The following is a 25,944-nucleotide window of genomic DNA, read 5'->3' as shown; positions in this document are numbered from 1 at the left end:
GGGATGGGGAAACAGGCTCGCATTGCGAGTACTGCGCCCCTGACTACCAATGACTTCCCGGTTCGACAGCACTGTTTATGCCCATCGCCTGGCCGCCGCGGCCACCGCGGCCGCCGACGCGGGTCTGGCCGGCCTGGTGATCACCCCGGGCTATGACCTGCGCTACCTGATCGGCTCACGGGCCCAGACCTTCGAGCGGCTCACCGCGTTGGTACTGCCGGCAGCCGGGCGGCCCACCGTGGTGGTTCCGCGGCTGGAATTGGCAGCGCTGCGCGAATCGGCCGTGACGGATCTGGGCATCGCCGTGCGGGACTGGGTGGACGGGGATGACCCCTACCGCCTGGTCGGCGATGCGCTGGGGGCGCTGCCGGCGGCGGTGGCGGTCACCGATTCGATGACCGCGCTGCATCTACTGCCGTTGACCGCAGCCCTGCAGACGACGCCGGTGCTGGCCACCGAGGTGCTGCGCGAGTTGCGAATGATCAAGGACCCCAGCGAAATCGATGCGCTGCGTAAGGCGGGTGCGGCTATCGACCGGGTGCACGCCAGGGTGCCGGAGTTCCTGGCACCGGGGCGCACCGAGGCCCAGGTATCCGCCGACATCGCCGCGGCGATCGTGGCCGAAGGCCATTCGGAGGTGGCATTCATCATCGTCGGCTCGGGCCCGCACGGCGCCGACCCGCACCACGAGTGCTCCGATCGTGTGCTGCAGGCCGGCGACATCGTCGTCATCGACATCGGCGGCCCGGTCGAACCCGGCTACAACTCCGACTCGACCCGCACCTACAGCATCGGAGAGCCCGATCCACAAGTGGCCCAACAGTATTCGATATTGCAGCAGGCGCAGCGCGCGGCGGTGGAGTGCATCCGCCCCGGCGTCACCGCACAGCAGGTGGACGCCGCGGCCCGCGACATCCTGACCGAGGCCGGTCTGGGCGAATACTTTGTGCACCGCACCGGGCACGGTATCGGACTGTCGGTGCACGAGGAGCCCTACATCGTCGCCGGCAACGACGTCACCCTGGCCGCCGGCATGGCGTTCTCGGTGGAGCCGGGGATCTACTTTCCCGGCCGGTGGGGAGCCCGGATCGAGGACATCGTCGTTGTCACCGAGGACGGCGCCGAGTCACTGAACAACCGGCCCCACGATCTGATCGTGGTCGGCGTTTAGCGGCCGCTGCGGTCGAGCAGGTCCGCCGAGCCCAGTACCCGCTCCACCTGGACTTCGATCACCACGCGCTGCGGGTTCACCCGGGGCGTCCGATAGCGCTGGGCGTAACGCAGTTCGGCGTCGCGGACCGCGGCCACGGCGTCGTTGACGCTTGCGCTGCCCTCCAACGAGAGCCAGCGCGCGCCGTCGACCTGGCTGAGCACGGCCACCCCGGCGCGGTCGGCGTTGACGGCCTTCTGCGAACCCCCGGTGGTGATCACCCGGGCGATGTGAGTCTTGGGATCGAAGGTGAAGCCGACCGCCACCACATGCGGTGAGTTGTCGGCGCGCAGCGTGGTCAGCATAGCCAGGTGACGTTCGGTGAGAAACGCCAGCGCGTCACTGGTCAGCCGGGTCGTTGCGTTCGCCATCACCGCTCACGCTAGCGCAGGAGATAATCACAGCCGTGAACGACACGGTTGCCGGACCGGTGGTGATTTTCGGGGGTCGCAGTGAGATCGGCGTGGAGCTGGCGCGCCGGCTTGCGCCCGGTGCGACGGTGGTGCTGGCCGCGCGATCCGCCGGCCGGCTCGACGCGGAGGCAGCCGCCGTGCGCGACGCGGGTGCCGCCGCGGTACACACGACGGAGTTCGACGCCGACGACGTGGCCGGCCACGGCAGGTTGGTTGCGGAACTGATCGCCGAGCACGGCCCCATCGGCACCGCCGTCCTGGCATTCGGGGTGCTGGGCGATCAGGCCCGCGCCGAGACGGACGCCGCACACGCGGTGGCGGTGGTGCACACCGATTTCGTCGCCCAGGTCAGCCTGCTCACCCACCTGGCTGCAGCGATGCGTGCCGCGGGCCGCGGCCGGCTGGTGGTGTTCTCCTCGATCGCGGGGGTGCGGGTGCGGCGAGCCAACTACGTCTACGGCTCGGCCAAGGCGGGGCTGGACGGGTTCGCCAACGGCCTGGCCGATGCATTACACGGCACCGGTGTGCGCCTGCTGATCGTGCGGCCGGGGTTTGTGATCGGCCGGATGACGGCGGGCATGAAACCGGCACCACCGACGAGCACTCCGGCGCAGGTGGCAGATGCAACGGCTCGGGCGTTGGCGCGGGGCCGGCGCACGGTCGCCGTGCCCTGGCTGCTGCGGCCGATGTTTGTGGTGATGCGGTTGGTCCCGCAGGTCATCTGGCGTCGATTGCCGCGTTAAGCTCGTACCACGATAATTTGTGACTAAATTCCTGGCCGACGCGTTGATTGGGCCAAGGAATGAGACAGGAAGTTGACAGCTGACTATGGCTTCAGAGCTCGTTTTGGGACTATCGTCTAAAACCATGGACGATCGTGACAAAGACCCGTCGGTCGTGCTTCCGTACCTGGTCGGCAGGCCGTTGCCGGCGACTGAAGTCTACGAGGCCTTCGGTTACCGCAAGTCCGCGTACTACAAGGCGGCTCATGAGGGTCGACTGATCACCGCCGACAACCTGATCCGGGTTGCCCAGCACTTCGGCTTGAACGCCGTAGATCTGCTCGTCCGCTACGCGTTGATCTCGCCGGAAGCCGTCGCCGCGTACGTCGGCTCGCCGCCGGCGAAGCCCGAGCTGCCGCGGCTCTCCGAACTGCACCCGATCCCGAGTCACCCTCCGCTGTAGGCCCCGCCCCGGCGATGGCTGACGGGTAGATTCACCTTCGTGACCCCGACGTTTGCTGACATCGCCAAGGCTGACTACCTGCTGCTGACCACGTTCACCAAAGACGGTCGGCCCAAGCCCACCCCGATTTGGGCTGCGGCAGACGGGGACCGGCTCCTGGTGATCACCCAGGAGAGCTCCTGGAAGGTCAAGCGCATCCGCAACACGCCCCGCGTCACGCTTGCGGTGTGTGACATGCGGGGAAACCCCAAGAGTGAGGCGATCGAGGCGGTCGCCACCGTGCTGGACAAATCGCAGAACGGCGCCGTCTACGACGCGATCGGCAAGCGCTATCACGTCGTCGGGCGCGTGTTCAACTTCTTCAGCAAGCTGCGCGGTGGCATGCGCAACAATGTCGGGCTGGCACTGACCCCGACCGCCGGGTGAGCCGGAGCCCGCATCGCATATAGTGGATTTAAGTCCTTCAAATCTCGAGCCTAGGGAGCTTCGCGTGACGACCTTCACCTCTGACCAGATCCTCGGCGACATCGTCACCGCTGACCCGTCGTCCACCCGGACCCTGAGCCGGTTCGGTATCGACTTCTGCTGCCACGGCCAGCGCTCCCTGGCCGATGCGTGCGCGGCCGACGGCGTCGACGCCGACGAATTGCTGGCCGCACTGAACAGCTCCACCGAGTCCGCTCAGCGGGCCGATTGGGCCGACTTCGACGACACCGCGCTGATCGCGCACATCGTCAGCACCCACCACCGCTTCCTGTGGGACGAGTTCCCCCGGTTGGCCGAACTGGTCGACAAGGTGGCGCGCGTGCACGGACCCAACCACGGCGAGCTGGCCCGGGTCCGTGAGGTCTTCCACCAGTTGCGCGGCGGCATGGAACCCCACCTGCGCACCGAGGAGACCATGCTCTTCCCCGAGATCAGCCTGAGCGCCGGCCGGCCGGACCGCCCGCTGTCCGACGAGGTCCGCAACGAACTGGCGGAGAACCAGCAGGAACACGACAACGCCGGCCATCTGCTGGCCGAGTTGCGTGAGCTCACCGGCGGCTACGCCGTTCCCGCCGACGCCTGCGCCAGCTACACCGCGATGCTGGCCGGCTTGGCGGACCTGGAGAGCGACATCCACCTGCACGTGCACAAGGAGAACAACGTGCTGTTCCCGCGGGTCCTGGCAACCGCGAGCGCTTAGGCGACCGAGTCCGGGTGCAGGTGTTCGCCGAAGAATGCGAACACCCGCTCCCAGGCGTCGGCGGTCGCAGCATCGTCGTAGCCGAAACCGGCGATCCGGATCAGCGGTTGGGCCGGCAATTTGTTGGCGAAGCTGTGACCGGCGCCGGGATAGGTCTTGATGTCGTGCGGGATCTGCTTCTCCTCGACGAGTACGCGCAACCGTTCACCGGCGCCCCTGCCTAGCGGATCGCGTGCCCCGAAGCTGGCGACGATCGGGCAGGCGCCGTCGAGGGTGTCGCTGAGGTGCCGGGGCAGCGGGGTGCCGTAGAACGGGGCAGACGCCCCGAATCCTTTGGGCGACAGGATCAACGAGAACTGTCCGCCCATGCAGAACCCGGCGATCCCGACCTGCCCCGAGCACTGCGGCATGTCCAGCAGATGAGCGCGGGCGGCCATGATGTCGTCCAGGGCGCGACCGCGTTGGGTGAGCAGCTCGCGGAACACCCGGGTGATGCAGCGAGCCCGCCCGCCGCGGGAGTACAGGTTCGGCGACAGTGCGAGGTAGCCGGCCGCGGCGACCCGCTCGGAGATGGCCTGCATGTCCGCTCCGTACCCGATCGCGTCGTGGATCACCACCACGCCGGGCCACGGCCCCGGACCGTCCGGAATGTCCAGCAGCGCCTCGATCGGACCGTCGCCGGTAGCGAGTTCGATTGTGGTCATCGCATCACCGTAGTGCGCCTCGGGCCGCGGGGAACTCGATCCGCGAGGCCGACGTTGGAGTGGCATGGCGAGCGCTGTGCTTCGGATGTTTCTGGCCTATGTCCTGGTCGAGACGGCGGCGGTGGCTGCGTTGATCTGGGTTGTCGGGTTCGGTTGGACGGTGCTAGGCCTGCTCGTGGCATTCGTCGCCGGCCTCGCACTGTCGGCAGGCCAGGTCAGGCATCAGGCCCGACGGCTGCGCTCGGGCGCCGGGCGGGGTGCGCTGACCGACGGCGGGCTGGTCGCGGCCGGCACGCTGCTGGTGGCGGTGCCCGGACCGGTGACCACGCTGCTGGGGCTGGGACTGCTCGCGCCGGCGACTCGCTCTGCTGCCCGCCCGCTGCTGTTGTCCGCGGCGACGATCGGCCTGGGCCGCTACACCCCGCTGCTGAGCGCGGCCACGGTGGGCCGCCGCTGGTATGCGGGCCGACGCGCGGCTCGCCGGGATGACTACATCGACGCCGAAGTGGTCAGTGTGGTCGAGGTGAATCAGCCCGCCCTGTCGGCCGGCTGACCCGGTACCCGTACTTTTTAGACCGTGACTGTCGAGAGCATCGCGTCCGGGACTTCTGCGTCGCTGCTGCTGGGCGGGCGTATCCACAGCCCGAGCCATCCCGATGCCACCGCCATGGCGGTACGCGACGGCCTGGTCGTGTGGGTGGGCAGCGACGCCGTCGGGCGTGAACGGTTCCCACAGGCCGAGGTGGACGACCTCGATGGGGGTTTCGTGACACCGGGCTTCGTGGACAGCCATGTCCACGTCACCGAGACCGGTCTGTGCCGCACCGGCCTGGACCTGCGGCCGGCCACCTCGTCACGGCACTGCCTGCAGCTGGTCGCCGACTACGCCGCAGCCCATCCCGGCCAACCGATCTGGGGTCACGGCTGGGATGAGACGGACTGGCCGGACGGCGCCCCCGACACCGCGGCGGTCGACGCGGTGGTGGGGGATCGGGTGGCCTACCTGTCGCGTGTCGACGTGCACTCGGCGTTGGCCTCGACCGCGCTGCGCCGTCGGGTGACCGGCCTGTCCGGCGACGCCGTACTGTCCGGCCCCCTGTCCGGAGAGGCCCACCACCGGGTACGCGCCGAGGCCCGCGAACTGCTCACCGCCGACCAGCGTTCCGCAGCCCGCACGGCGGCACTCGATGCGGCGGCCGCCGCCGGGATCGTGATGGTGCACGAGTGCGCCGGCCCCGATATCGGTGGGCTCGACGACTGGCGGGAACTTCGCGCCCTCAGCCACGGGGTCGAGGTCGTCGGCTACTGGGGTGAACCGGTCGACAGCGCCGCCCGGGCCCGGGAGTTGGTCGCCGACACCGGTGCTCGCGGCCTCGGTGGTGACCTGTTCGTCGACGGCGCCCTGGGTTCGCACACCGCCTGGCTGCACCAGCCCTACGCCGACGCGCCCGGTTGCACCGGTATGTGCCACGTCGACGGCGAGACCGTCGAGGCGCATCTGCGGGCCTGTACCGAGGCGCAGGTGCCGGCGGGTTTCCACGTGATCGGTGACGCCGCAGTGTCTTCGGTGGTTGCCGCGCTGGAACAGGTGGTGGACCGCTTCGGGGTGGCTGCGGTGGCCCGCTGCGGTCATAGGTTGGAGCACCTGGAGATGGTCAACGCCGAGCAGGCCGCCAAACTCGGCTCGTGGGGTGTGATCGCCAGTATGCAGCCGGCCTTCGACGCGCGCTGGGGCGGCGACGACGGCATGTACTCCCAGCGGCTCGGTGCCGAGCGCGCCGCCGGGCTGAATCCGTTCGCGCTGTTAGCATCCCAAGGCGTGCCACTCGCGTTCGGTTCCGACAGCCCGGTGACCGCACTCGACCCCTGGGCCGGCGTGCACGCGGCCGCCCGGCACCGCACCCCCGGCAGCGCCGTATCGATGCGGGCGGCGTTCGCCGCGGCCACCCGGGGAGGCTGGCGGGCCGGCGGCGTCCACGACGGCGTGACGGGCACCCTGGTGCCCGGGGCGCCCGCGTCCTATGCGGTGTGGGAGGTCGGCGAGCTGGCCGTTGAGGCCCCCCGCGACACGGTCCAGCGCTGGTCGACCGACCCGCGTTCGGGTGTCCCGCCCCTGCCGGTACTGGACTCGGGAGCGGCACCGCGGTGTCGGCGCACGGTGCACCGGGGTGTGACCCTGTATGGCTGAGTCCGACAGCCGCCCGGCGGCACCCACGCCGAACCGCCTGGAACGGCTGGGGGTGGCGGCGGCGGATCGCTGGGCTCAGCTGGCCGCGACGGTGGTCGCCGGAATGCTGCTGCGCGCCAGCTTCCCGCCGTTGAACTGGTGGTGGGCGGCGATTCTGGCGATCGGGCTGCTGAGCTGGGTGCTGCGGCACCCGGTGACCACGATCGCCGGCGGGTTCGGGTACGGCCTGCTCTGCGGTCTGGCGTTCTACCTGCCGCTGCTGCCGTGGGTCGGCGGGCTGGTGGGGCCGCTGCCGTGGCTGATGCTGACGCTGATGTGTGCGCTGTTCCCGGCCGTCTTCGGTGCGGCCGCCGTCGTGGTGCGTGACCTGGCGGGCTGGCCGGTGTGGTTCGCGCTGCTGTGGACAGCCCTGGAGTGGGCGAAGTCGGTGTTGCCGTTTGGCGGATTCCCCTGGGGCGTAATCGGATACGGCCAGACCGAGGGGCCGCTGCTGCCACTGGTCGCCCTCGGCGGGGTCCCGTTGTTGTCGACAGCCGTGGCGCTTGCCGGCTGCGCCGGTGCCGCGCTGATCTCCGAGATCGTCCGATGGCTGCGCGACGACTCGCAGCACGCCGAGTCCGCCGCCCCCCCGCCGGCGGTGCTGCTGCCCGGCCTGTGCATCTGCGCGATATTGCTGGCCACGGTGCTGATGTGGCCGGGCGTCCGGCGCTCGGGAGCGGGCGCCGGCGACGACCCCACCATCACGGTGGCCGCGGTGCAGGGCAATGTGCCGCGGCTCGGGCTGGACTTCAACGCCCAGCGCCGCCAGGTGCTGGACTATCACGTCCGCGAGACCCTGCGACTGGCCGAAGACATCGCGGCCGGGCGGGCCCCGCAGCCGTTGTTCGTGATCTGGCCGGAGAATGCCTCCGACATCGACCCCGTGGCCAATACCGATGCCGGACAACAGATCACGCTGGCGGCTCAGGCGATCGACGCGCCCATCCTGGTCGGCACCGTGCGCTCCGCACCGGGTTGGACCCGCGACAATCCGGTCGCCACCAACTCTGTGCTGGTGTGGGATCCGGTCACCGGACCGGGCGACAGCCACGACAAGCGGATCGTGCAGCCGTTCGGTGAATACCTGCCGTGGCGGGATTTCTTCCGTCACCTGTCCAGCTATGCCGATCGGGCGGGCTACTTCGTGCCGGGCCACGGGGACGGCGTCGTGCATGTCGCGGGCGTGCCGGTCGGGGTGGCCACCTGCTGGGAAGTAATCTTCGACCGCGCCGCGCGCCAGTCGGTGCTCGCAGGAGCCCGGTTGCTGACGGTGCCGTCGAACAACGCCACCTTCGACGCCACGATGAGCGAACAGCAACTGGCCTTCGCCAAGGTGCGCGCCGTCGAACACGACCGCTACGTCGTCGTCGCGGGAACCACCGGAATCAGCGCGATGATCGCCCCCGACGGCCGAGAACTGGCCCGCACCGGGTTCTTCGAACCGGCCTACCTCGACGCGCACGTGCGCCTCAAGTCCAGCCTGACCCCGGCCACCCGGTGGGGGCCGCTCCTGCAATGGATGCTGCTCGGCGCGGCCGTTGCCGGACTAATGGCGGCCATACGGCAAAATGGAGTGTTCATGCGGCGTCCGGCCACCCGGCGTCGCCTCACACGGCGGCCCTCCGGCGCCGAAGTCAACGGGAGGAGCGGCGCCGATGAGTGAGCGTCCCAGCCTGCACACCCTGGTGGTCATTCCCACCTACAACGAGCTGGAGAACCTGCCGATCATCTTGGGCCGGCTGCAGCAGGCCCGCCCTGACGTGCACGTTCTGGTGGTCGACGACGGCAGCCCCGACGGCACCGGGCAGCTGGCCGACGAGCGGGCCGCCGCCGATCCCGAGCGCGTGCATGTGATGCACCGGACGGAGAAGGCCGGGTTGGGCGCGGCTTATCTGGCCGGCTTCGCCTGGGGGCTGGCCCGCGACTACGACGTCCTGGTCGAGATGGACGCCGACGGCAGCCACGCGCCCGAGCAGCTGTACCGGTTGCTGGACGCCGTCGACGCCGGCGCCGACCTGGCGATCGGATCGCGCTACGTCGACGGCGGAGCGGTGCGTAACTGGCCGGTGCGCCGCCTGGTGCTGTCCAAGACCGCCAACACCTATGCCCGGCTGCTGCTCGGAGTCGGCATTCACGACATCACCGCTGGGTACCGGGCCTACCGACGCGGGGTGCTGGAGAAGCTCGGACTGGACGCGGTGGACTCCAAGGGCTACTGCTTCCAGGTGGACCTCACCTGGCGCGCCGTCAACGAGGGTTTCACCATCACCGAGGTGCCTATCACCTTCACCGAGCGCGAGCTCGGCGTGTCGAAGATGAGTGGCTCCAACATCCGCGAGGCGATGGTCAAGGTCGCCCGGTGGGGGATCGGCGGCCGGGTGAACCGGCTCCGCGGTAAGCGCTAGGGCGGTTTAACCGCGCCGGCGCGTCTTGATCAGGTCGAGACGCTCCTTGAGCAACTCTTCGAGCTCCTCGACGGAGCGACGCTCCAGCAGCATGTCCCAGTGCGTACGCGGCGGCTTGACCTTCTTCGGCTCCGGCAGGTCACCTTCGAGCAGGGTGCCTTCCAGGCCGTTGCGGCACATCCAGGTGCCGGGAATCTCCGCGTCGTCGGCGAACGGAACCTCGAACTCTTCGCCGTTGTCGGTGCGGTACCGCGCCATCCGGCGGGGTGCCAGGTCGTGGTTGCGGTCGGTCTCGTAGCTCACGGCGCCCAGCCGGCTGCCCCGCAGAACACGATCAGCCATTCGACCCACTCTCCTTAAGTCACAAAAAATGCCTCGCGATGGACAACGCGAGCGGGTCCTGAACAGTTCCCGGCGCACGCGGCGCGACCTCCCATGATACCGGGATCATCGCCGAGGCCCGACTAAGGTCTTCAAGCGTGCCCCGCAGCCCCCGCCCCCAACCGTGCCGCTGGTGTGGTCGCGACGTGGGCGACGCCGGCATCGGGCGGCGCCGGCAATACTGCCGGCAGTCCTGCCGGCAACGGGCCTACGAACAGCGTGCCCTGATCAGCAGCGGTAAGACCGCCGCACTGGCACCCGATTCGGTGGTGCTCTCCGCCGACGAGGCCACCGCCTTGTCCGACCGGGTGTATCAGGTGCGCTGCGCCGCCGAGGACATCGCGACCGCGCTGTCCGAGGATGCTTCGCACGACGAACTGCGGCAATTGTGCGATGTGCTGCTGGGCGCCGTCGACTCCGCCGACCGCTGGCGCTGAGCGTCAGCTTGCGCAGCTGAACAGCTTGCCGGCGTCGACGGGCGGCGGCACCGGGTGCAGGCAGCCGAATGTTGCGATGCCCTCAGGGCGCAACAGCACCGCCGAACGGTGGGCGTAGTTGACGCAGTACAGGCCGGTGCGGTCCGCGCGGCAGCGATAGTCGCCGAACGACAGCGTGTCGCCGTCGGGCAGTTTGGCGCCGTCCCCGTGCAGGAACCGGCCCGGATCCCCGTGCGCGGATCCGACGCGCAGCGAGTTGCCGCCGAAGTCCACCCAGCCGCCCTTCCACTGCCCGTAGATGTCGGCGGGCTGCGGCGGCGGGCTCACCAGGTCGACCACGCAGGCCAGCGCGCTGTCGCCTGCGTCCTTATCGGTCATGCACTTGGTGGCCTGGCGGGATCCGGCCGGCACCGTGAACGCCACCTCGTCGACCAGATCGGTGGTCTCATCGTCGCGGGTGGCTTTGTGATAGCCCGCGGCGTCTACCGGGCGACCGGCTTCGACCCAGGCGATGACATCTGCGATCGGGGCACCCGCAACGGGGGGAGTGGCCGGCTTCGACGACGGACTGGGGTTCCCCGGTGCTGGCGAGGCCGAGGACGGCGTGGACTGGGTGGACGCCGCCGACGACGGCGTGCTCGTGCCCGGTTCGGGTTCCTGCACGCTCGCGCGGGAACATCCGGCGATCAACAGCAGTACGGCGATCAGCCCGGCAAGACGCATGTCGTTAGGCTAACCGGAGGGCCATTCGCTACCGTTCGCCTCATGCATAACCACCCCGTGCAGGTCAGCGTCGACACCGGCATCGTGGAGGGTTTCGCCCGCGACGGGGTGCGTCGCTGGCGGTCCATCCCGTATGCGCAGCCGCCGGTCGGGCCACTGCGGTTCCGGGCGCCACGACCGGCTCAACCCTGGTCAGGGGTGCGGCACTGCCACGGCTTCGCCAACTGCGCCCCGCAGGAGCGGATGTACACCATCCTCGGTCCGGGCCGGTTCCAGCGGGCTGACGAAGACTGCCTGACGCTCAACGTGGTGGCGCCCGAGGAGCCGGCGCAGGGCCCGCTGCCGGTGATGGTGTTCATCCACGGCGGCGGCTACATCCTGGGCAGTTCCGCCACTCCGATCTACGACGGCGCGGCCCTGGCGCGGCGCGGCTGCGTCTACGTGTCGATGAACTACCGGTTGGGTGTCCTGGGCTGCCTGGATCTGTCGTCGTTGTCGACGTCGCAGGACACGCTGGACAGCAACCTGTTCCTGCGTGACCTGGTGCTGGCGCTGCAGTGGGTGCGCCGCAACGTCGCGGCGTTCGGCGGGGACCCCGACAACGTCACGATCTTCGGCGAGAGCGCCGGCGCGCACATCGTCTCCACGCTGCTGGCGGTTCCCGCTGCCGAGGGCCTGTTCGCCCGCGCGATCGCCGAAAGCCCGGCGGCGGGCATGGTGCGCGGCCCGGAGATGGCGGCAGAGTTCGCGAACCGGTTCGCCACGCTGCTCGGGGTGCGGGCGAGCGACGCTGCGCGGACTCTGCTGCGCGTCTCGCCCGCCGAACTGCTGGCAGCCCAGGATCGCCTGATCGCCCAGGGCGCCCAGGAGATGCTCGGCGCCTTCCCGATCGGCCCCGTCTACGGCGACGACGTGCTGCCGCTGGACCCGGTCGAGGCGATGCGTCGCGGCGCGGCCAACCGGGTGCCGCTGATCGTCGGCAGCAATGCCCAGGAGGGTAGGTTGTTCACCCGCTTCCTGAAGATGCTGCCGACCAACGAGACGATGGTGGAGTCGGTGCTGGCCAACGCCGGACCGGGTGTCCGCGACCGCATCGTGGCCGCCTACCCGGACTACCCGACCCGGGCCGCCTGCATCCGTCTCGGTGGCGACTTCGCCTTCACCTCTGCGGTCTGGGAGATCGCCGAGGCGCACAGCCGCCACGCCCCGACATACGTCTACCGCTACGACTTTGCACCGCGGGCGCTGCGCTGGGCGGGCCTGGGCGCCACCCATGCCACCGAACTGTTCGCGGTGTTCGACATATACCGCAGCGGGGGGCTGGGGTTCCTGCTGACCGCGGGCGCCGATCGCCGGGCCGCGCTTGAAGTCAGCGGGCACGTGCAGCGCCGCTGGGGGGCGTTCAGCCGGACCGGGGTGCCGGGCGACGACTGGCCGCTCTACACCGAGGCCGACCGGGCCGTGATGGTGCTCGACCGCAAGCCCCGGGTGGAGTACGACCCGGCCCCGGAGCGCCGGGTGGCCTGGCAGGGCTTCACCCTGGCCCGCTAGCGGATCAGGCCCGGATCACCCGGGTCCCGCCGGCCAGTTCGTCGTGCTTGCCCTGTTTGGTCGGGCTGCCGCCGATCGTCACGGCGATCACCACGTAGGCGACGAATGCCAGCAGTCCGCCCAGGTAGGGAATCACCGCCAGCACGGTGAAGGCGTTGCGCTTCGCGGATTCGCCCAAGGTCGGCTTCGAGACGCCGTCGGGTCCGCGCACCGCCAGCCCGAGCAGCCGCTTGGCCGGCGTGGCCCCCTGGGTGACCTCGAACAAGACGAAGTAGCCGAAGGTCAGCACCCCGGAGAACAGACCGGTCACCAGGAACGGGTAGTCGTCGGAGAACAGGAACACTGCCAGGAACCAGGCGGCTATACCCACGAGCACGCCGTCGATCCACCGAGCCCAGAAACGCCTGATCAGTCCACCGGGCTTCTGGCCCCAGCCCGGTGCCGACGGGTAGCCGCCGGGCTGGCCGAAACCCTGACCGGAACCGGGCCCGTAGCCGGGGTTGTTCGGGTGGAAATCACCGGTAGTCATCTGCCTCGCTCCTGAACACGTCGGATGCTGGCCAATGTACCGCGCACGGTGCGGGCCGAACCGGATTCTGCGGACGGCGAAAAGGGATTCGCCCACGGCGCCGGCGATACGGTGGACGGCATGCGGGCTCTGGTCATCGTCGATGTCCAGCGCGACTTCTGCGAAGGGGGAGCACTGGCGGTGACCGGTGGCGCGGCCCTCGCCCGAGACCTCACCCACTACCTGGACGGCGTGACGGCCCGCGACCGCTACGCGCACGTGGTGGCGACCCAGGATCGTCACATCGACCCCGGCGGGCATTTCTCCGACCATCCCGACTATGTGACGTCATGGCCGCCGCACTGCATCGCGGGCACCGCCGGGGCGGCGTTTCACCCCGATCTGTGCACCGATCGGATCGAGGCGGTCTTTTCCAAGGGCGCCTTCGGCGCGGGTTACAGCGGGTTCGACGGCGCCGACGACGACGGCGTCGGGCTGGCCGACTGGCTGGTCCAGCGTGGGGTGGACAGTGTCGACGTGGTCGGCATCGCCACCGACCACTGCGTGCGAGCCACCGCCGAGGACGCGATCCGCGCCGGTTTCGATACCACGGTGTTGCTCGACCTGACCGTAGGCGTGGCACCGGAGACGACCGCCGCCGCGCTGGCCGCGTTGCGTTCCGGCGGCGTCGACCTTCTGCGGAGATAAGCTCATGCGCGTGCCACGTTTTCGCATCGCCGAAGTCGCCGAGTTGCTCGGGGTCAGTGACGACACCGTTCGCCGGTGGATCGATTCCGATCGCCTGTCGGCCACCGCGGGCAGCGGTCCGCGCATGGTCGACGGGGCCGAGTTGGCCCGCTTCGCCCAAGAGCGTGCCGCCGTCGAGCCGGTGTCGCGCAACCCGGTGGTGGGCCAGTCGGCCCGTAACCGGCTGGTCGGGCTGGTGACCGCGGTGACCAGCGACAAGGTGATGGCACAGGTCGACATCCAGGCCGGTCCGTTTCGGCTGGTGTCGCTGGTCAGCCGTGAAGCCGCCGAGGAACTGAGGTTGCAGCCCGGCAGCCTGGTCGTGGCATCGGTGAAGGCCACCAACGTCGTCGTCGAGCTGCCGCGCCGGGCCGGCAACGCCGGCCACACCGATCCCGCGGCGGAATTCGGCTGACGATCGGCTACTACTACCAGGGGGCTGTATCCATGCCTGACGACGATCACGGCCAGCACGCGGCACCCCAGGCGGTGACGGCGCGCGGGATCTCGATGACCGGGCCGTGGGGGCCGGTATTCGGACCGCTCGATCTGGATATCCCGGCTTCCGGCGGCCTCACCGTGCTGATCGGTGCTCCCGGATCCGGGCGCACCGCGCTGCTGATGAACCTTGCGGGGCGGATGAAGCCGTCGACGGGAATGCTCACGGTGTTCGGGCACAGCAAGGCGCGAGACATCTTCGCGGTCTCGGCGCTGGCCGGCATCGAGCAACTGGATGCGATCTACGAGTCGGTGACCGTGCGTGACCTGATCACCGAACAGATCCGTTGGGACGCACCGTGGTACCGGCTGGTGCGCCGCGCGGGCGAGGCCGAGCGAGACGCGGTGTGCCGACCGGTCTTCGGCGATCTGCCACTGCCGCAACTGGACGAGTTCGTCGAACAGCTCGACGAATTGACCGGGGTACTGCTGCGCATCGCGTTGGCCAACACCGCGCGCCCGGCACTTCTGGTGGTCGGCAGCATCGACGAGGTCACCAACGACCGCGAACGGCAGACCCTGATCCACAGACTGGTGGAGCTGGGGGAGCAGCAGACGGTGATCACCGCCTCGGCCAATGAGTTGCCCGAGTCCACGGACGTCGTCACGCAGATCCACGTCGAGCATCTGCGGCACGCCGAAGTGGCCGCCGATGTGCACGGCCGCCACGAGAAGGGGGACGACTAGATCATGCTCGCCGGAATGTCGCTGGGCACCGACCTCAAACGCTATTCACGCGGGACCATGCCCCGGCTGGCCCTGATCACCATCATCGTCTTGCCGCTGCTCTATGGAGCCATGTACCTTTGGGCGTTCTGGAATCCGTTCGCGGCGATCGACAAGATCCCGGTGGCGCTGGTCAACGAGGACACCGGTGCGACGGTCTCGGGCAATGCGCTGCGAGCCGGCGACGAGGTCGCTCGCGCACTGGTGGACTCCGGTCAGCTCGACCTGCATCAGGTGTCGGAACGCGAAGCCGCCGAAGGGGTTTCCGACGGAACCTATTACTTTTCGATCACGCTCCCAGCGGATTTCAGTACGGCGGTGGTATCGCCGGCAGGCCCGAACCCACAGAAGGCACAGATCCAGTTCCGCTTCAACGACGCCAACAACTACCTCGCGTCGGTGATGGGCCAGAACGCGGCTCGTGAGGTGCTCAACGAAGTCAGCTCCAAGGTCGGTCAGCAGGTAATCGGCACGGCACTGACCCAAGTCACCGACCAGGTCACCAAGGCCGCCGACGGTGCGGTCCGGCTCTCCGACGGTTCAAGGACCCTGGCCGACGGACTGGGGACCGCCCGCGACGGTGCCGCGGCTCTCGCCGACGGAAGCCATCGGCTGTCGGCCGGAATCCAGCAGGCCACCGATCCGCTGCTGAAGCTGACCGACGACCTCGGTTCGATGGGATTCGACCCGAACGCCGCCGGTGCGGCCGCCACCCGGCTCAGCGGCAACATCAAGGCGGTGTCCGATCGGCTCGCCTCGCTGAACGTCAACTATCAGCAGGCCGCGGGAATCGTCAATCAAGTCGTGGACGCCTTACGCACCAACCCCGATCCGGCGGTCCGGGGGCTCGGCGACACCCTGGCCGGCGCCCAGCGACTGCTCGATGTCAAGGGACTGGATCCGGCCACCGACGAGGGACTGACCCAGCTGCGCAACAATTCTCAACAGCTCGAGAACGATCTGGCCGACCCCAACAGCGGCTTGCGCACCTTCATCACCCACGCCCTCGACGGCGGGCTCAAGGCCGATCTGGTCACGCTGCGCAACGGCGCCTCCGACCTCGATGCGGGTGCGCACAAGCTCAGCGACGGGCTGGTCCAGTTGGCCGACGGCGGCAACCAGCTCAAAGACGGTGCCGAACAGCTGGCGACCGGCCTGGGTGAGGCCGATCAACGTGCGTCGACGATCACCGACCAGCAGCGTGTCGAAGTGTCGGCGATCCTGGCCAGTCCGGTCGGCGTCGAGATGGACTTCACCCACCACGCCGCCACATTCGGCACCGGGTTCGCCCCGTTCTTCCTGCCGCTGGCTTTGTTCATCGGTTCCCTGATCGTGTGGATGTTGCTGACGCCGTTGCAGACTCGGGCCGTCGTCAACGGCCTCGGCGCACTACGGGTGGTGCTGGCCTCCTACTGGCCGGCGTTGCTGCTCGGGATCTGCCAGGTGGTCCTGATGTACACGGTGGTGCATTTCGGGGTCGGATTGCAGGCCCGCTACGCCGCCGGGATGGTGGCGTTCCTCACGCTGATCGCCGCGTCGTTCCTGGCGATGATCCAGGCCTTCAACGCTGTGCTGGGGGTGGCGGTGGGCCGGGTCTTCACCCTGGCCTTCCTGATGTTCCAGCTGGTGTCCTCCGGTGGCGTGTATCCGGTGGAGACCACCGCGAAACCGTTCCAGATCCTGCACCCCTATGATCCGATGACCTACGCCGTCAACGGGTTACGCCAGTTGATCGTCGGTGGGGTGGACGCCAGGATGTGGACTTCGGTAGGTGTGCTGGCCGGCATCCTGGTGGTGTCGCTGGCGGCCAGCGCCTGGGCCGCCCGCCGAGACCGGCAGTTCACCCTCGAACGTCTCTACCCGCCGATCGAGGTGTGAGAACCGTTGCGGCGGCGCACGTTTCTGCGCGGGGCCACAGCGCTGTCGGCGGCGGCCCTGGCGCCGTGGCCGGCCGGTTGCACCGGCGACGACGACGCGCTGACCTTCTTCTTCGCCGCCAACCCCGAAGAGGCCGACGCCCGCATGCGGGTGGTGTCGGCGTTCGAGCGTGCGCACCCCGATATCCGGGTGCGCACGATCCTTGCCGGGGGAGACCCCACCCAGCAGATGTCGACATTCTGCGCCGGCGGGAAATGCCCGGATGTGTTGATGGCCTGGGAGTTCAACTATGCGGGCCTGGCCGACCGCGGCGTGCTGCTCGACCTGAACACCCTGCTGGCGAAGGACCCCGAGTTCGCGGCGACGCTGCATGCCGACAGCATCGGGCCGCTCTATGAGACGTTCGGCTTCAACGGCGGCCAGTACGCCTTCCCCGAGCAGTGGTCGGGGGCGTTTCTGTTCTTCAATCCGAGACTGTTCGCCGAAGCCGGGGTGCCACCGCCGCCGGGCCGCTGGGACGCGCCCTGGACCTTCGATCAATTCCTGGACACCGCAACGGCTCTCACCCGGCGAGATGTCACCGGGCGGGTCACCCAGTGGGGCTTCGTCGACACCTGGTCACCGCCGTATAGCGCGGCGCTGTTCGGCATGAACAACGGTGTGCCGTGGGCGGTCCCGCGGTTCAACCCCACACACCTGAACTTCGACGACGACGACTTCCTGGCCGGAATCCAGTTCTACGCCGACCTGTCCAACGTGCACCGGGTGGCACCGGCGGCATCGGATACCCAGTCGATCTCCACCATGGGGTTGTTTGCCTCCGGCAATGCGGCGATGGCTCTGGGCGGGCACTGGCGCTACCAGACTTTCGCCCAGGCCGAGAACCTGGAATTCGACGTCACGATCCTGCCGACCGGCCCGGGTGCGGCAGCCAAGGGGATGTCGGCCCGTTCGGCCATCGGCAGCACCGGCCTGGCGATCGCCGCCGACAGCCGTCGCCGGCAACAGGCCTGGGATTTCGTCAGATTCGCGGCTGGGCCGGTGGGGCAGGCGTTGATCGGGCAGACCGGGCTGTTCGTGCCGGTCCTGAAGTCCGCGATAGCCGCACCCGGATTCGCCGCAGCCCACACCGGAATCGCCAACATGGCCGTCCTCACCGGCGGGCCCTCGCATTCCGAGGGCTTGCCGATCTCTCCGGACTGGCAGCGGGTACACGCCCTGATGGACCGTGCGATCGGTCCGGTGCTGCGCGGCAAGCGGCCTGCGGAAACCCTCAAAGCCGGGCTGACACCGCAGATCGACGAAGTCCTGGCCGGCGTATGAACCGCACCCGCAGACGGGCCAGGGCCGGCCGGTGGTTCATTGCGCCGAATCTGGCCGCGGTGGCGGTGTTCATGGGTTTCCCGCTGGCCTTTTCGCTCTACATGAGCGTGCAGCGGTGGGACCTGTTCACCTCGCCCCGGTTCGTCGGATGGGCGAACTTCCGCGATCTGTTCACCGCTGATCCACTGTTCGGCATCGCGGTGCGCAACACCACGGTGTTCACCGTGGGCACGGTGGTCCCGACAGTGTTGATCAGTGTCGCGGTCGCCGGTCTGCTGAATCGGAAGATCAAGGGGATAGCGCTGTTTCGGGGAATAGCGTTCCTGCCGCTGGCGGTGTCCTCGGTGGTGATCGCGGTGGTGTGGCAGTTCGTGTTCAACACCGACAGCGGGTTGCTCAACATCATGCTCGGCTGGGCCGGGATCTCGCCGGTGCCGTGGCTGACCGAGCCGCATTGGGCGATGGTGTCGTTGTGTCTGGTCAGCGTCTGGAAGAGCGTCCCGTTCGCGACGGTGATCCTGTTGGCCGCGATGCAGGGTGTACCCGAGTCGTTGCACGAGGCTGCCCGCATCGACGGCGCCGGGGAGATCCGGCGGTTCTGGTCGATCACAGTCCCGATGATCCGAGGCGCGCTGTGGTTCGTGGTGGTGATCTCGGTTATCAACGCGTTCCAGGCGTTTGATCTGGTCTACGTTCTGACCGGCAGTAGCGGCGGTCCCGAGACCGGGACGTACGTGCTGGCGATCATGTTGTTTCAGCAGGCGTTCGCGTTCCTGAACTTCGGCTACGCGGCCGCGCTGGCGTGGGTCATGTTCGCCGTACTGTTGCTGCTGACGGTCATCCAGTTGCGAGTGTCGCGGAAAGACGCGGTCGAACCATGAGCGCATCGGGGCCGCTGCAACGGCATCGCATCGCCGGGCTGCTCGGCGTGTACGCCGGTCTGATCGCGGTCGCCGCGTGCGCACTGTTCCCGATCCTGTGGGCGCTGTCCGGATCGCTGAAGCGCCAGGCCGAGATCAGCCGGCCGATGCTGCTGCCGGCCGATCCGCAGTGGTCGAACTACGTTGAGGTGTTCAGCCGAATGCCGTTCTGGCGGATGTTCGTCAACACCGTCCTGTATGCCGGCGCCGTGACGGCTGGGCAGGTCTTCTTCTGCTCCCTGGCCGGGTATGCGTTCGCCCGTCTGCCGTTCACCGGACGCGACACGCTGTTCGTGCTCTACCTGGCGACCCTGATGGTGCCGTTGACCGTGACGGTGATCCCACAGTTCATCCTGATGCGGGTGTTCGGGTGGACCGACACCATGTGGGCGATGATCATTCCCGGGTTGTTCGGCAGTGCCTTCGGGACCTACCTGATGCGGCAGTTCTTCGCGACGCTGCCCGTCGATCTGGAGGAGGCCGCGATCCTCGACGGGTGTTCGCCGTGGCAGGTCTACTGGCGGATTCTGTTGCCGCACGCCAAACCCGCGGTGATGGTGCTGGCGGTGCTGACCTGGATCAACGTCTGGAACGACTTCTTGTGGCCACTGCTGATGATCCAGCGCAAGGCCATCGCCACCCTTACCCTCGGGCTGGTGTGGATGCAGGGGGAGTACGTCGCCGAATGGCCGGTGCTGATGGCGGCGTCCATGCTGATGCTGGCGCCGCTGATCGCGATCTACGCCGTCGCGCAACGCTCCTTCGTCAGCGGGATCGCGGCCAGCGGCTTCGGTGGAAGGTAGGGCAGCCCAGTGGCATCGGTGAGGTTCGACGCCGCAACCCGGCGCTATCCCGGCGCCGCACGTCCGGCACTGGACGCGCTGGACCTGTCGGTCGACGACGGTGAGTTCATGGTGCTGGTGGGGCCGTCCGGCTGCGGCAAGACGACGACGCTGCGGATGCTGGCCGGCCTGGAACCCGTTGACGCCGGCCACATCTATATCGGAAGCACCGATGTCACCGCTGCCGACCCGGGTCAGCGCGACATCGCGATGGTGTTCCAGAACTATGCGCTGTACCCGCACATGACGGTGGCGCAGAACATGGGATTCGCCCTCAAGATCGCCAAGACGCCCAAGTCCGAGATCCGTTCGCGGGTAATCCAAGCCGCTCGGCTCTTGGGCTTGGAAGCACACCTGGACCGCAGACCCAAGGATCTGTCCGGCGGTGAACGCCAGCGCGTCGCCATGGGGCGGGCGATCGTACGCCGCCCGCAGGTGTTCCTGATGGATGAGCCGCTGTCGAATCTGGACGCGATGCTGCGCGTGCAGACCCGCAACCAGGTCGCCGAACTGCAACGCCGGCTGGGTATCACGACCGTCTACGTCACCCACGATCAGGTGGAGGCGATGACGATGGGAGACCGGGTGGCGGTGTTGCGCGACGGGGTTCTGCAGCAGTGTGCCCCGCCGCGCGAGCTGTACCGCAGCCCGGCGAACGTGTTCGTCGCCGGGTTCATCGGCTCGCCGGCGATGAATCTGTTCACCGTCCCGGTCACCGCCGGTGCGATCTCCCTCGGGGACTACACGGTCGAGCTGCCCCGCGAGATCGCCTCCACCGCACCGGAGTTGATCGTCGGCATCCGCCCCGAGCAGCTGCACATCGCAGAGCGCGGGGTCGGTGTCGAGGTGGATCTCGTCGAGGACCTCGGTGCCGACACCTACCTCTACGGCAGCACCGTGAGCCCATCGACGCCGCAGTCGGTGGTGGCACGGGTGCCCGGCGGCACCGATGTGCGGCGCGGCGCACGGCTGTCGCTGCGGTTCGACAAGGCCGATCTGCACTTCTTCACTGCGGACGGCGCCCGGGTGGTCCCAGCGTGACCGCCAGGTGGTGCACCATGAGCACGAACGTGATGACCCAGGCGCCCAACGCGATCCAGCTCTGCACCGAGCCGATGTAGTAGACGATCGGCAGGTGGTCGGCCTGCCCGAGGTAGTGGCTGCCCACCCCGTACATACCCAACGGGAAGATCACGCTCCACCACGGTGCCTCGTAGCGCAGTGGGATGTGGTGCACGACATGTCGCCACACCCCGGCGGCGATCAACGGCGGGATCAGCCAGGTGCCGAACGCCCAGAACAGCACCGAGGTTCCCGCTATGAGGCCGCGGGTGGCATTGACCATGGGCGCCTCGGCCATCTCGACGATCCGGGCACCGGCCAGGACGGTGATCGCGGTCGCGCCCATTCCCACCCAGTACTGCGGAATGAGATCTTCGGGCCGCAGTGGGTACTGCAGCAGTCGTAAGGCAACGAATATGCCGGCTGCGCCGTAGAGGAACACACCCACCGACCAGGAGCTGACCGCGAGCAGTGCCAGGCCCTGGCGCCACGATTCGGGTGCTTTCACCTCGAGTGCGGCGGCCAGCACGGCGATAGACTGGCTGGCCACCACCCAGACGAACCAGGTGCCGTTCGCCCGCCGTACCACCGGACGTTCCGAGGTGCCCAGTACGGCGGTCCAGGGAATCAGGTAACCCAGTACCAGCCAGGCCAAGGTGCTGGCCATCAGCAGCCCGGATGCGATGCTGCTGTGCCCGTCCATCAGCAGCCGGGCGCCCAGCACGTTGGTGGCCGAGACGAATGTGAACAGGCCGAAGGCGCGGCCGGAATCGTAGAGATCAGCCAGGAATTCGTGACGGAACGCGACGAAGCGCACCGCCGATACGGTGAGCAACAGCACGTAGGACGCCACCGTCACCCACAGCAGCAGCACCGACAGCCGCCGTGAGTTCTGGTGATACATCGCCATCGACACCATGCCGCTGGCCATGACCAGGGCGAAGTAGCCGGGGTTCAGCGTGCGAATCGCCTCGCGGGTTCCATACGTCGGCTCTGTCGTTGCTTCTCTCACCCGGTCGCGGCCCTCTCTGTTGTCGAAGGTCGAGGTATACCACCAGGGTGAGCTCAGGGGAGGGGAGATGCCGGCAATCAACACCGATCTCTACGCTGGCGCTCGCCAGACCGCAAGCACCGAAATCAGTGGTGTTCTTTGGCCAGCACGTCCAGGGCCAGGGTGGAATGCGCGTAGGCGCCGCCGGCCCGCATCTCGGCGGCCACCCAGATCGCCTCCATGATCTCGGCGTCGGTGGCGCCCTTGCGGTGCGCCAATTTGGTGTGACCCTGAATGCAGTACGGGCATTGAGTCACGTGGGCGACCGCGACGGCGATCAGCTGCTTGGTCTTCTCCGGCAGCGCTCCGTCGGCGAACACCGATTTGGAGAACGCCTCGAAGGCTTCGTGGGTGTGCGGGGTCAGTTCCTTGCGGCGGTTGTAGATCTCTTGTGTCGCTTTCGGATACAGGTCGTCTGACATGGCGCTCTCCTTCGGCTAGGCGTCCAAAAGTTGGCGCAGCACGTATTGCATGATGCCGCCGTTGCGGTAGTAGTCGGCTTCGCCGGGGGTGTCGATGCGCACCTTGGCGTCGAACTCCACGTCGCCGGCCTTGACGTGCACGGTGTCCGGGATGGCATCGGCCAGCGCTGTCACACCGGTGATCTCGAAGGTCTCCTCACCGGTCAGGCCCAGCGAGTCCGCGTCGGCGCCCTCGGGAAACTGCAGCGGCAACACGCCCATCCCGATCAGGTTGGAGCGGTGGATGCGCTCGTAGGACACCGCCAGCACGGCCCGCACCCCCAGCAGCACGGTGCCCTTGGCGGCCCAGTCGCGTGAGGAGCCGGATCCGTACTCTTTGCCGGCCAGGATCACCAGCGGGGTGCCGGCGGCCAGATAGTTCACCGACGCGTCGTAGATGGTGCTGACCGGGGCATCGGGCTGGGTGAAGTCGCGGGTGAAACCGCCCTCGGTGCCGGGAGCCAACTGGTTGCGCAGCCGGATGTTGGCGAAGGTTCCGCGGATCATCACCTCGTGGTTGCCGCGCCGGGAACCGTAGGAGTTGAAGTCCTTGCGCTCAATTCCGTGGGCGGACAGATACTTTCCGGCAGGCGAGTCATAGCGGATCGAGCCAGCGGGGCTGATGTGGTCGGTGGTGACCGAGTCGCCGAGCTTGGCCAGCACCCGGGCGCCAGTGATGTCGGTGAGCGGTTGTGGCTCACGGGTCATCCCGTCGAAGTACGGGGGCTGCCGAACGTAGGTGGAGTCTGGATCCCAGGAGAACGTGTCGGTATCGGGGACCGCGAGCGAACGCCAGCGGTCATCACCGTTGTACACGTCGGCGTAGCTGGCGGTGAACATCTCGGCCTGCAGGTTGTCGTCGACAATGGCGGCGATCTCGGCGGTGGTGGGCCACAGGTCGCGCAGGTACACCGGTTGACCATCGCTGCCGGTACCGATCGGATCGGTGAGCAGGTTGACGCGCAGCGTGCCGGCCAGCGCGTAGGCGACCACCAGCGGTGGTGAGGCCAGGAAATTCATCCGGGTCTCCGGGTGAATGCGGCCCTCGAAGTTGCGGTTGCCGGACAGCACCGAGCACACCGTCAGGTCGTTGTCGACGACGGCTTTGCTCACTTCGGGGATCAGCGGCCCGGAGTTGCCGATGCAGGTGGTGCAGCCGTAACCGACCAGGTTGAAGCCCAGCTTGTCCAGGTACGGAGTCAGGCCCGCGCGGTCGTAGTAGTCGGTGACCACCCGAGACCCGGGCGCCAGGGTGGTCTTCACCCACGGCTTGCGGGACAGGCCCTTCTCGATCGCCTTCTTGGCCAGTAGTGCCGCGCCGACCATCACCGACGGGTTGGACGTGTTGGTGCACGAGGTGATGGCAGCGATAACGACGTCGCCGTTGTCGACCTCGGCACTGGTGCCGTCGGCCAGCTGTACTGCTGTGGCCGCACTCGGCCAGGGCAGCTTGTCGCCACCTTTCCACGGCTCGTGGGGCCTGCCCTCGGGCATGCTCTCCCCGAAGGCGATCGGGTCGCTGGCGGGAAACGAAGCCGCGGATGCCTGGTCGAGTTCCGAGAGCGCCTCCGCCGTCGTTTCGGTGCCGTTCAGCAGCGCCGAGACCGTGTGGGGAGCCACCCGAAGCGGGATGCGGTCCTGGGGGCGTTTGGGTCCGGCGATCGACGGTTCGATCGCGCTCAGATCCAGCTCGAGGGTCTGCGAAAACGTCGGCTCATGGTTGGGGTCATGCCACATGCCCTGTTCTTTGGCGTAGGCCTCCACCAATTTGATCCGGTGTTCGGATCGGCCGGTCAGGCGCAGGTAGTCGCACGTGATGTCATCGATCGGGAAGATCGCACAGGTGGCCCCGTATTCGGGGCTCATGTTGCCGATGGTGGCCCGGTTGGCCAGCGGCACGTTGGCCACGCCCGGCCCGAAGAACTCGACGAACTTGCCGACGACGCCGGTCTGACGAAGTAGTTCGGCGACGGTGAGGACCAAGTCGGTGGCGGTGGTGCCGGCAGGCAGCTCACCGGTGAGTTTCAGGCCCACCACCTGCGGGATCAACATGCTCATCGGCTGGCCCAGCATGGCGGCCTCGGCTTCGATCCCACCAACGCCCCAGCCGAGCACTCCCAGGCCGTTGACCATCGGGGTGTGCGAGTCGGTGCCGACCAGGGTGTCGGGGTAGGCCAGGGGGCCGTCCGCGCTGTCACGGGTGAAGACGACCCGGGCCAGGTACTCCAGGTTGACCTGGTGGCAGATGCCGGTGTCGGGCGGCACCACCGCGAAGTCGTCGAACGCCTGTTGGCCCCAGCGCAGCAGCTGGTAGCGCTCGGCGTTGCGCTCGAACTCCAGCTCGGCATTGATCGCGAACGCATCGGTGCGGCCGAAGACGTCGGCGATCACCGAGTGGTCGATCACCAGCTCCGTCGGGCACAGCGGGTTGATCCGCTTGGTGTCCCCACCCAGATCGGCGATGGCGTCGCGCATCGCGACCAGGTCGACGACGCACGGCACCCCGGTGAAGTCCTGCATCAGCACCCGCGCCGGGGTGTAGGCGATTTCGCGACCGTGCTCGGCCGCGGGATCCCAGGCGGCCATCGCGGTGATCTGGTCGGCCGTCACCAGACGACCGTCCTCGTTGCGCAGCAGGTTCTCCAGCAGAACTTTGAGGCTGTAGGGCAGGCGGGCCGAGCCGTCGATCTGATCCAGCCGCCGGATTTGATACGTGGTGCCGTCAACGGCCAACTGGCCCTTGGTTCCGAAGCTGTCGAGGATCTGGTGTGCGGCCATGGCGGCCCCTCTCGCCGGAAGGAATGGGATACTTCCGACCTTAGTCGTCCATACCGGCGTGGGGCGGGGTCTTTAGTCCGTCATCGGGAGGGCGCCGACGGTGTGGGCGAACAAATCGCGCCGCCACACCTGGCCGGCGTCGATCAGCCGTGCTGTGCTGCTGCAGCGCGCTCGTAGACCGGTCGCTTGTCCGGGCAGTAGGTGTTGATCGAAGCGCCGAGGAACTGCCAGGCCTGCGTCTGAGTTGTGCCCTTCTGCAGGTTCGGGGTAATGAAGCGCACCGACTTGGCGGCGTCGCCGTCCACGCCCTTGTCGAGGCGCTCGCAGACGATCTTGCCCAACCAGGCGTTGTAGTCGCGGGGGCCGTAGATGCCGTAGGTGTGCAGTTCACGCGCAAAATCGATGTCGGGGTCAGCGTGCGCGGGGCCGGCCAGGGCGACCGCCAATCCCATGATCGCGGCGGCAAGGGTCGTCGACTTCATGCGGTGCAGTCTAAACCCAGCTGCTTAGCTGGTCTACCTTTGCGACTGTGCGTTGCACCACCCTCGGCCTGTTGACCTGCGTCAACACGGCGTGTGGGGCGTCACGCAGCGGCCAGGGGGCAACCGCGGATACTAAATTGTTTCCTGAGCTTTATAAATTTGTGACTATTAGCCAGATTTCTCGTATCGTATCTAGACGGTATGGGGGGCTGGGGCCTCACTCACATGTGAACGTGGGTTGCCGAC

Annotated in this window: 28 protein-coding genes; 19 read left to right on the top strand and 9 right to left on the bottom strand. The window is 68.0% G+C overall.

The window, feature by feature from the left end; genetic code table 11:
- Positions 1 to 49 precede the first annotated feature (49 nt).
- Positions 50 to 1,171 carry a M24 family metallopeptidase gene (locus K6T84_RS22715; RefSeq protein ID WP_224860331.1) on the top strand — a complete coding sequence of 374 codons (1,122 nt, stop codon included), beginning with the start codon at positions 50 to 52 and terminating at the stop codon, positions 1,169 to 1,171.
- Here K6T84_RS22715 and K6T84_RS22710 read toward each other — a convergent pair.
- Positions 1,168 to 1,581 (bottom strand): F420-dependent biliverdin reductase, encoded by a 414-nt coding sequence (locus tag K6T84_RS22710; protein ID WP_224860329.1) that lies wholly within the window; start codon positions 1,579 to 1,581, stop codon positions 1,168 to 1,170. The two genes, K6T84_RS22715 and K6T84_RS22710, sit on opposite strands and share 4 nt — an antisense overlap.
- Before the next feature lie 35 nt (positions 1,582 to 1,616).
- On the opposite strand from K6T84_RS22710, the gene K6T84_RS22705 reads away from it, so the two are divergent.
- The 4 genes from K6T84_RS22705 (at position 1,617) to ric (ending at position 3,994) form a co-directional block, all read left to right on the top strand.
- On the top strand, positions 1,617 to 2,366 hold the full coding sequence (locus K6T84_RS22705) for an SDR family NAD(P)-dependent oxidoreductase (RefSeq protein WP_225399615.1): 750 nt from the start codon (positions 1,617 to 1,619) through the stop codon (positions 2,364 to 2,366).
- Positions 2,367 to 2,490: 124 nt separating this feature from the next.
- Entirely contained in the window at positions 2,491 to 2,808 is a 318-nt protein-coding gene (locus tag K6T84_RS22700) for a hypothetical protein (protein WP_224860325.1), read from the top strand.
- 39 nt (positions 2,809 to 2,847) lie between these two features.
- A complete protein-coding gene (locus K6T84_RS22695; protein ID WP_224860323.1) occupies positions 2,848 to 3,234 on the top strand; it encodes a PPOX class F420-dependent oxidoreductase in 387 nt (128 codons plus the stop codon).
- A 64-nt stretch (positions 3,235 to 3,298) separates the two neighbouring features.
- Positions 3,299 to 3,994: an iron-sulfur cluster repair di-iron protein gene (gene ric / locus K6T84_RS22690; RefSeq protein WP_224860321.1), complete on the top strand. Its 696-nt coding sequence runs from the start codon at positions 3,299 to 3,301 to the stop codon at positions 3,992 to 3,994.
- On the opposite strand, the gene K6T84_RS22685 is transcribed toward ric, so the two are convergent.
- The gene (locus tag K6T84_RS22685; protein WP_224860320.1) at positions 3,991 to 4,698 is read right to left on the bottom strand and encodes a dienelactone hydrolase family protein; all 708 of its coding nucleotides are present in this window, start codon (positions 4,696 to 4,698) and stop codon (positions 3,991 to 3,993) included. The genes ric and K6T84_RS22685 overlap by 4 nt on opposite strands.
- Positions 4,699 to 4,762: 64 nt before the next feature.
- On the opposite strand from K6T84_RS22685, the gene K6T84_RS22680 reads away from it, so the two are divergent.
- The 4 genes from K6T84_RS22680 (at position 4,763) to K6T84_RS22665 (ending at position 9,330) form a co-directional block, all read left to right on the top strand.
- The gene (locus K6T84_RS22680; RefSeq protein ID WP_225399613.1) at positions 4,763 to 5,251 is read left to right on the top strand and encodes an FxsA family protein; all 489 of its coding nucleotides are present in this window, start codon (positions 4,763 to 4,765) and stop codon (positions 5,249 to 5,251) included.
- Between the two features lie 114 nt (positions 5,252 to 5,365).
- A complete protein-coding gene (locus tag K6T84_RS22675) occupies positions 5,366 to 6,886 on the top strand; it encodes an amidohydrolase (RefSeq protein WP_225402004.1) in 1,521 nt (506 codons plus the stop codon).
- Complete coding sequence (gene lnt, locus K6T84_RS22670) at positions 6,879 to 8,588, top strand: apolipoprotein N-acyltransferase (protein WP_225401885.1); 1,710 nt, start codon at positions 6,879 to 6,881, stop codon at positions 8,586 to 8,588. The genes K6T84_RS22675 and lnt overlap by 8 nt, the downstream gene beginning before the upstream one ends.
- Positions 8,581 to 9,330: a polyprenol monophosphomannose synthase gene (locus tag K6T84_RS22665; RefSeq protein ID WP_224860314.1), complete on the top strand. Its 750-nt coding sequence runs from the start codon at positions 8,581 to 8,583 to the stop codon at positions 9,328 to 9,330. The genes lnt and K6T84_RS22665 overlap by 8 nt, the downstream gene beginning before the upstream one ends.
- 6 nt (positions 9,331 to 9,336) lie before the next feature.
- On the opposite strand, the gene K6T84_RS22660 is transcribed toward K6T84_RS22665, so the two are convergent.
- Entirely contained in the window at positions 9,337 to 9,672 is a 336-nt protein-coding gene (locus K6T84_RS22660) for an RNA polymerase-binding protein RbpA (RefSeq protein WP_224860312.1), read from the bottom strand.
- 137 nt (positions 9,673 to 9,809) lie between these two features.
- On the opposite strand from K6T84_RS22660, the gene K6T84_RS22655 reads away from it, so the two are divergent.
- The gene (locus K6T84_RS22655) at positions 9,810 to 10,148 is read left to right on the top strand and encodes a hypothetical protein (protein ID WP_224860310.1); all 339 of its coding nucleotides are present in this window, start codon (positions 9,810 to 9,812) and stop codon (positions 10,146 to 10,148) included.
- Positions 10,149 to 10,151: 3 nt separating this feature from the next.
- Here the strand turns inward: K6T84_RS22655 and K6T84_RS22650 are convergent, their stop codons facing one another.
- Complete coding sequence (locus K6T84_RS22650) at positions 10,152 to 10,871, bottom strand: hypothetical protein (protein ID WP_225401884.1); 720 nt, start codon at positions 10,869 to 10,871, stop codon at positions 10,152 to 10,154.
- Positions 10,872 to 10,913: 42 nt separating this feature from the next.
- Between K6T84_RS22650 and K6T84_RS22645 the strand changes: the two genes are divergently transcribed.
- Positions 10,914 to 12,422 (top strand): carboxylesterase/lipase family protein, encoded by a 1,509-nt coding sequence (locus K6T84_RS22645; RefSeq protein ID WP_225401883.1) that lies wholly within the window; start codon positions 10,914 to 10,916, stop codon positions 12,420 to 12,422.
- Between the two features lie 4 nt (positions 12,423 to 12,426).
- Here the strand turns inward: K6T84_RS22645 and K6T84_RS22640 are convergent, their stop codons facing one another.
- Complete coding sequence (locus K6T84_RS22640) at positions 12,427 to 12,951, bottom strand: RDD family protein (protein ID WP_225401882.1); 525 nt, start codon at positions 12,949 to 12,951, stop codon at positions 12,427 to 12,429.
- A gap of 120 nt (positions 12,952 to 13,071) precedes the next feature.
- Between K6T84_RS22640 and K6T84_RS22635 the strand changes: the two genes are divergently transcribed.
- The 8 genes from K6T84_RS22635 to K6T84_RS22600 are packed head-to-tail and all read left to right on the top strand — an operon-like array spanning position 13,072 to position 20,905.
- The gene (locus K6T84_RS22635) at positions 13,072 to 13,638 is read left to right on the top strand and encodes an isochorismatase family protein (protein ID WP_224865789.1); all 567 of its coding nucleotides are present in this window, start codon (positions 13,072 to 13,074) and stop codon (positions 13,636 to 13,638) included.
- Positions 13,639 to 13,648: 10 nt separating this feature from the next.
- Positions 13,649 to 14,092 carry a TOBE domain-containing protein gene (locus K6T84_RS22630; protein WP_225401881.1) on the top strand — a complete coding sequence of 148 codons (444 nt, stop codon included), beginning with the start codon at positions 13,649 to 13,651 and terminating at the stop codon, positions 14,090 to 14,092.
- A gap of 32 nt (positions 14,093 to 14,124) precedes the next feature.
- A complete protein-coding gene (locus K6T84_RS22625; protein ID WP_225401880.1) occupies positions 14,125 to 14,862 on the top strand; it encodes an ATP-binding cassette domain-containing protein in 738 nt (245 codons plus the stop codon).
- Positions 14,863 to 14,865: 3 nt separating this feature from the next.
- Positions 14,866 to 16,779, top strand: a complete 1,914-nt coding sequence (locus K6T84_RS22620; RefSeq protein WP_225399608.1) for a YhgE/Pip domain-containing protein — start codon at positions 14,866 to 14,868, stop codon at positions 16,777 to 16,779.
- Between the two features lie 6 nt (positions 16,780 to 16,785).
- On the top strand, positions 16,786 to 18,102 hold the full coding sequence (locus tag K6T84_RS22615) for an ABC transporter substrate-binding protein (RefSeq protein WP_225401879.1): 1,317 nt from the start codon (positions 16,786 to 16,788) through the stop codon (positions 18,100 to 18,102).
- Positions 18,099 to 18,983 (top strand): carbohydrate ABC transporter permease, encoded by an 885-nt coding sequence (locus K6T84_RS22610; protein WP_224860295.1) that lies wholly within the window; start codon positions 18,099 to 18,101, stop codon positions 18,981 to 18,983. The genes K6T84_RS22615 and K6T84_RS22610 overlap by 4 nt, the downstream gene beginning before the upstream one ends.
- Complete coding sequence (locus K6T84_RS22605; RefSeq protein ID WP_225401878.1) at positions 18,980 to 19,825, top strand: carbohydrate ABC transporter permease; 846 nt, start codon at positions 18,980 to 18,982, stop codon at positions 19,823 to 19,825. Before K6T84_RS22610 ends, K6T84_RS22605 begins: the two co-directional genes overlap by 4 nt.
- A 9-nt stretch (positions 19,826 to 19,834) precedes the next feature.
- Positions 19,835 to 20,905: an ABC transporter ATP-binding protein gene (locus K6T84_RS22600; protein WP_225401877.1), complete on the top strand. Its 1,071-nt coding sequence runs from the start codon at positions 19,835 to 19,837 to the stop codon at positions 20,903 to 20,905.
- Here the strand turns inward: K6T84_RS22600 and K6T84_RS22595 are convergent.
- The 4 genes from K6T84_RS22595 to K6T84_RS22580 all read right to left on the bottom strand — a co-directional run bounded on the left by K6T84_RS22595 (position 20,871) and on the right by K6T84_RS22580 (position 25,698).
- Positions 20,871 to 21,857, bottom strand: coding sequence for a tellurite resistance/C4-dicarboxylate transporter family protein (locus K6T84_RS22595; protein WP_408065875.1), 987 nt, complete (start codon positions 21,855 to 21,857; stop codon positions 20,871 to 20,873). The two genes, K6T84_RS22600 and K6T84_RS22595, sit on opposite strands and share 35 nt — an antisense overlap.
- A gap of 206 nt (positions 21,858 to 22,063) precedes the next feature.
- Positions 22,064 to 22,399 (bottom strand): carboxymuconolactone decarboxylase family protein, encoded by a 336-nt coding sequence (locus tag K6T84_RS22590; protein ID WP_224860289.1) that lies wholly within the window; start codon positions 22,397 to 22,399, stop codon positions 22,064 to 22,066.
- A 15-nt stretch (positions 22,400 to 22,414) separates the two neighbouring features.
- The gene (locus K6T84_RS22585; protein ID WP_225401876.1) at positions 22,415 to 25,216 is read right to left on the bottom strand and encodes an aconitate hydratase; all 2,802 of its coding nucleotides are present in this window, start codon (positions 25,214 to 25,216) and stop codon (positions 22,415 to 22,417) included.
- A gap of 143 nt (positions 25,217 to 25,359) precedes the next feature.
- Complete coding sequence (locus K6T84_RS22580; RefSeq protein WP_224860285.1) at positions 25,360 to 25,698, bottom strand: DUF732 domain-containing protein; 339 nt, start codon at positions 25,696 to 25,698, stop codon at positions 25,360 to 25,362.
- Positions 25,699 to 25,944: the final 246 nt, after the last annotated feature.

It is taken from the genome of Mycobacterium zoologicum (assembly GCF_020181635.2).
Lineage (GTDB): Bacteria > Actinomycetota > Actinomycetes > Mycobacteriales > Mycobacteriaceae > Mycobacterium > Mycobacterium zoologicum.
The sequence above is the reverse complement of the archived record's forward strand: the minus strand, read 5'-3'. Positions and strand labels throughout refer to the sequence as shown.

Bases quoted from the DNA above. Each gene is read 5' to 3' on its own strand.
- K6T84_RS22715 (WP_224860331.1), top strand. From the start codon at position 50: ATGACTTCCCGGTTCGACAGCACTGTTTATGCCCATCGCCTGGCCGCC.
- K6T84_RS22710 (WP_224860329.1), bottom strand. From the start codon at position 1,581: ATGGCGAACGCAACGACCCGGCTGACCAGTGACGCGCTGGCGTTTCTC.
- K6T84_RS22700 (WP_224860325.1), top strand. From the start codon at position 2,491: ATGGACGATCGTGACAAAGACCCGTCGGTCGTGCTTCCGTACCTGGTC.
- K6T84_RS22685 (WP_224860320.1), bottom strand. From the start codon at position 4,698: ATGACCACAATCGAACTCGCTACCGGCGACGGTCCGATCGAGGCGCTG.
- K6T84_RS22680 (WP_225399613.1), top strand. From the start codon at position 4,763: ATGGCGAGCGCTGTGCTTCGGATGTTTCTGGCCTATGTCCTGGTCGAG.
- K6T84_RS22675 (WP_225402004.1), top strand. From the start codon at position 5,366: ATGGCGGTACGCGACGGCCTGGTCGTGTGGGTGGGCAGCGACGCCGTC.
- lnt (WP_225401885.1), top strand. From the start codon at position 6,879: ATGGCTGAGTCCGACAGCCGCCCGGCGGCACCCACGCCGAACCGCCTG.
- K6T84_RS22665 (WP_224860314.1), top strand. From the start codon at position 8,581: ATGAGTGAGCGTCCCAGCCTGCACACCCTGGTGGTCATTCCCACCTAC.
- K6T84_RS22660 (WP_224860312.1), bottom strand. From the start codon at position 9,672: ATGGCTGATCGTGTTCTGCGGGGCAGCCGGCTGGGCGCCGTGAGCTAC.
- K6T84_RS22650 (WP_225401884.1), bottom strand. From the start codon at position 10,871: ATGCGTCTTGCCGGGCTGATCGCCGTACTGCTGTTGATCGCCGGATGT.
- K6T84_RS22645 (WP_225401883.1), top strand. From the start codon at position 10,914: ATGCATAACCACCCCGTGCAGGTCAGCGTCGACACCGGCATCGTGGAG.
- K6T84_RS22640 (WP_225401882.1), bottom strand. From the start codon at position 12,951: ATGACTACCGGTGATTTCCACCCGAACAACCCCGGCTACGGGCCCGGT.
- K6T84_RS22635 (WP_224865789.1), top strand. From the start codon at position 13,072: ATGCGGGCTCTGGTCATCGTCGATGTCCAGCGCGACTTCTGCGAAGGG.
- K6T84_RS22625 (WP_225401880.1), top strand. From the start codon at position 14,125: ATGCCTGACGACGATCACGGCCAGCACGCGGCACCCCAGGCGGTGACG.
- K6T84_RS22620 (WP_225399608.1), top strand. From the start codon at position 14,866: ATGCTCGCCGGAATGTCGCTGGGCACCGACCTCAAACGCTATTCACGC.
- K6T84_RS22610 (WP_224860295.1), top strand. From the start codon at position 18,099: ATGAACCGCACCCGCAGACGGGCCAGGGCCGGCCGGTGGTTCATTGCG.
- K6T84_RS22605 (WP_225401878.1), top strand. From the start codon at position 18,980: ATGAGCGCATCGGGGCCGCTGCAACGGCATCGCATCGCCGGGCTGCTC.
- K6T84_RS22595 (WP_408065875.1), bottom strand. From the start codon at position 21,857: ATGGCCAGCGGCATGGTGTCGATGGCGATGTATCACCAGAACTCACGG.
- K6T84_RS22590 (WP_224860289.1), bottom strand. From the start codon at position 22,399: ATGTCAGACGACCTGTATCCGAAAGCGACACAAGAGATCTACAACCGC.
- K6T84_RS22585 (WP_225401876.1), bottom strand. From the start codon at position 25,216: ATGGCCGCACACCAGATCCTCGACAGCTTCGGAACCAAGGGCCAGTTG.
- K6T84_RS22580 (WP_224860285.1), bottom strand. From the start codon at position 25,698: ATGAAGTCGACGACCCTTGCCGCCGCGATCATGGGATTGGCGGTCGCC.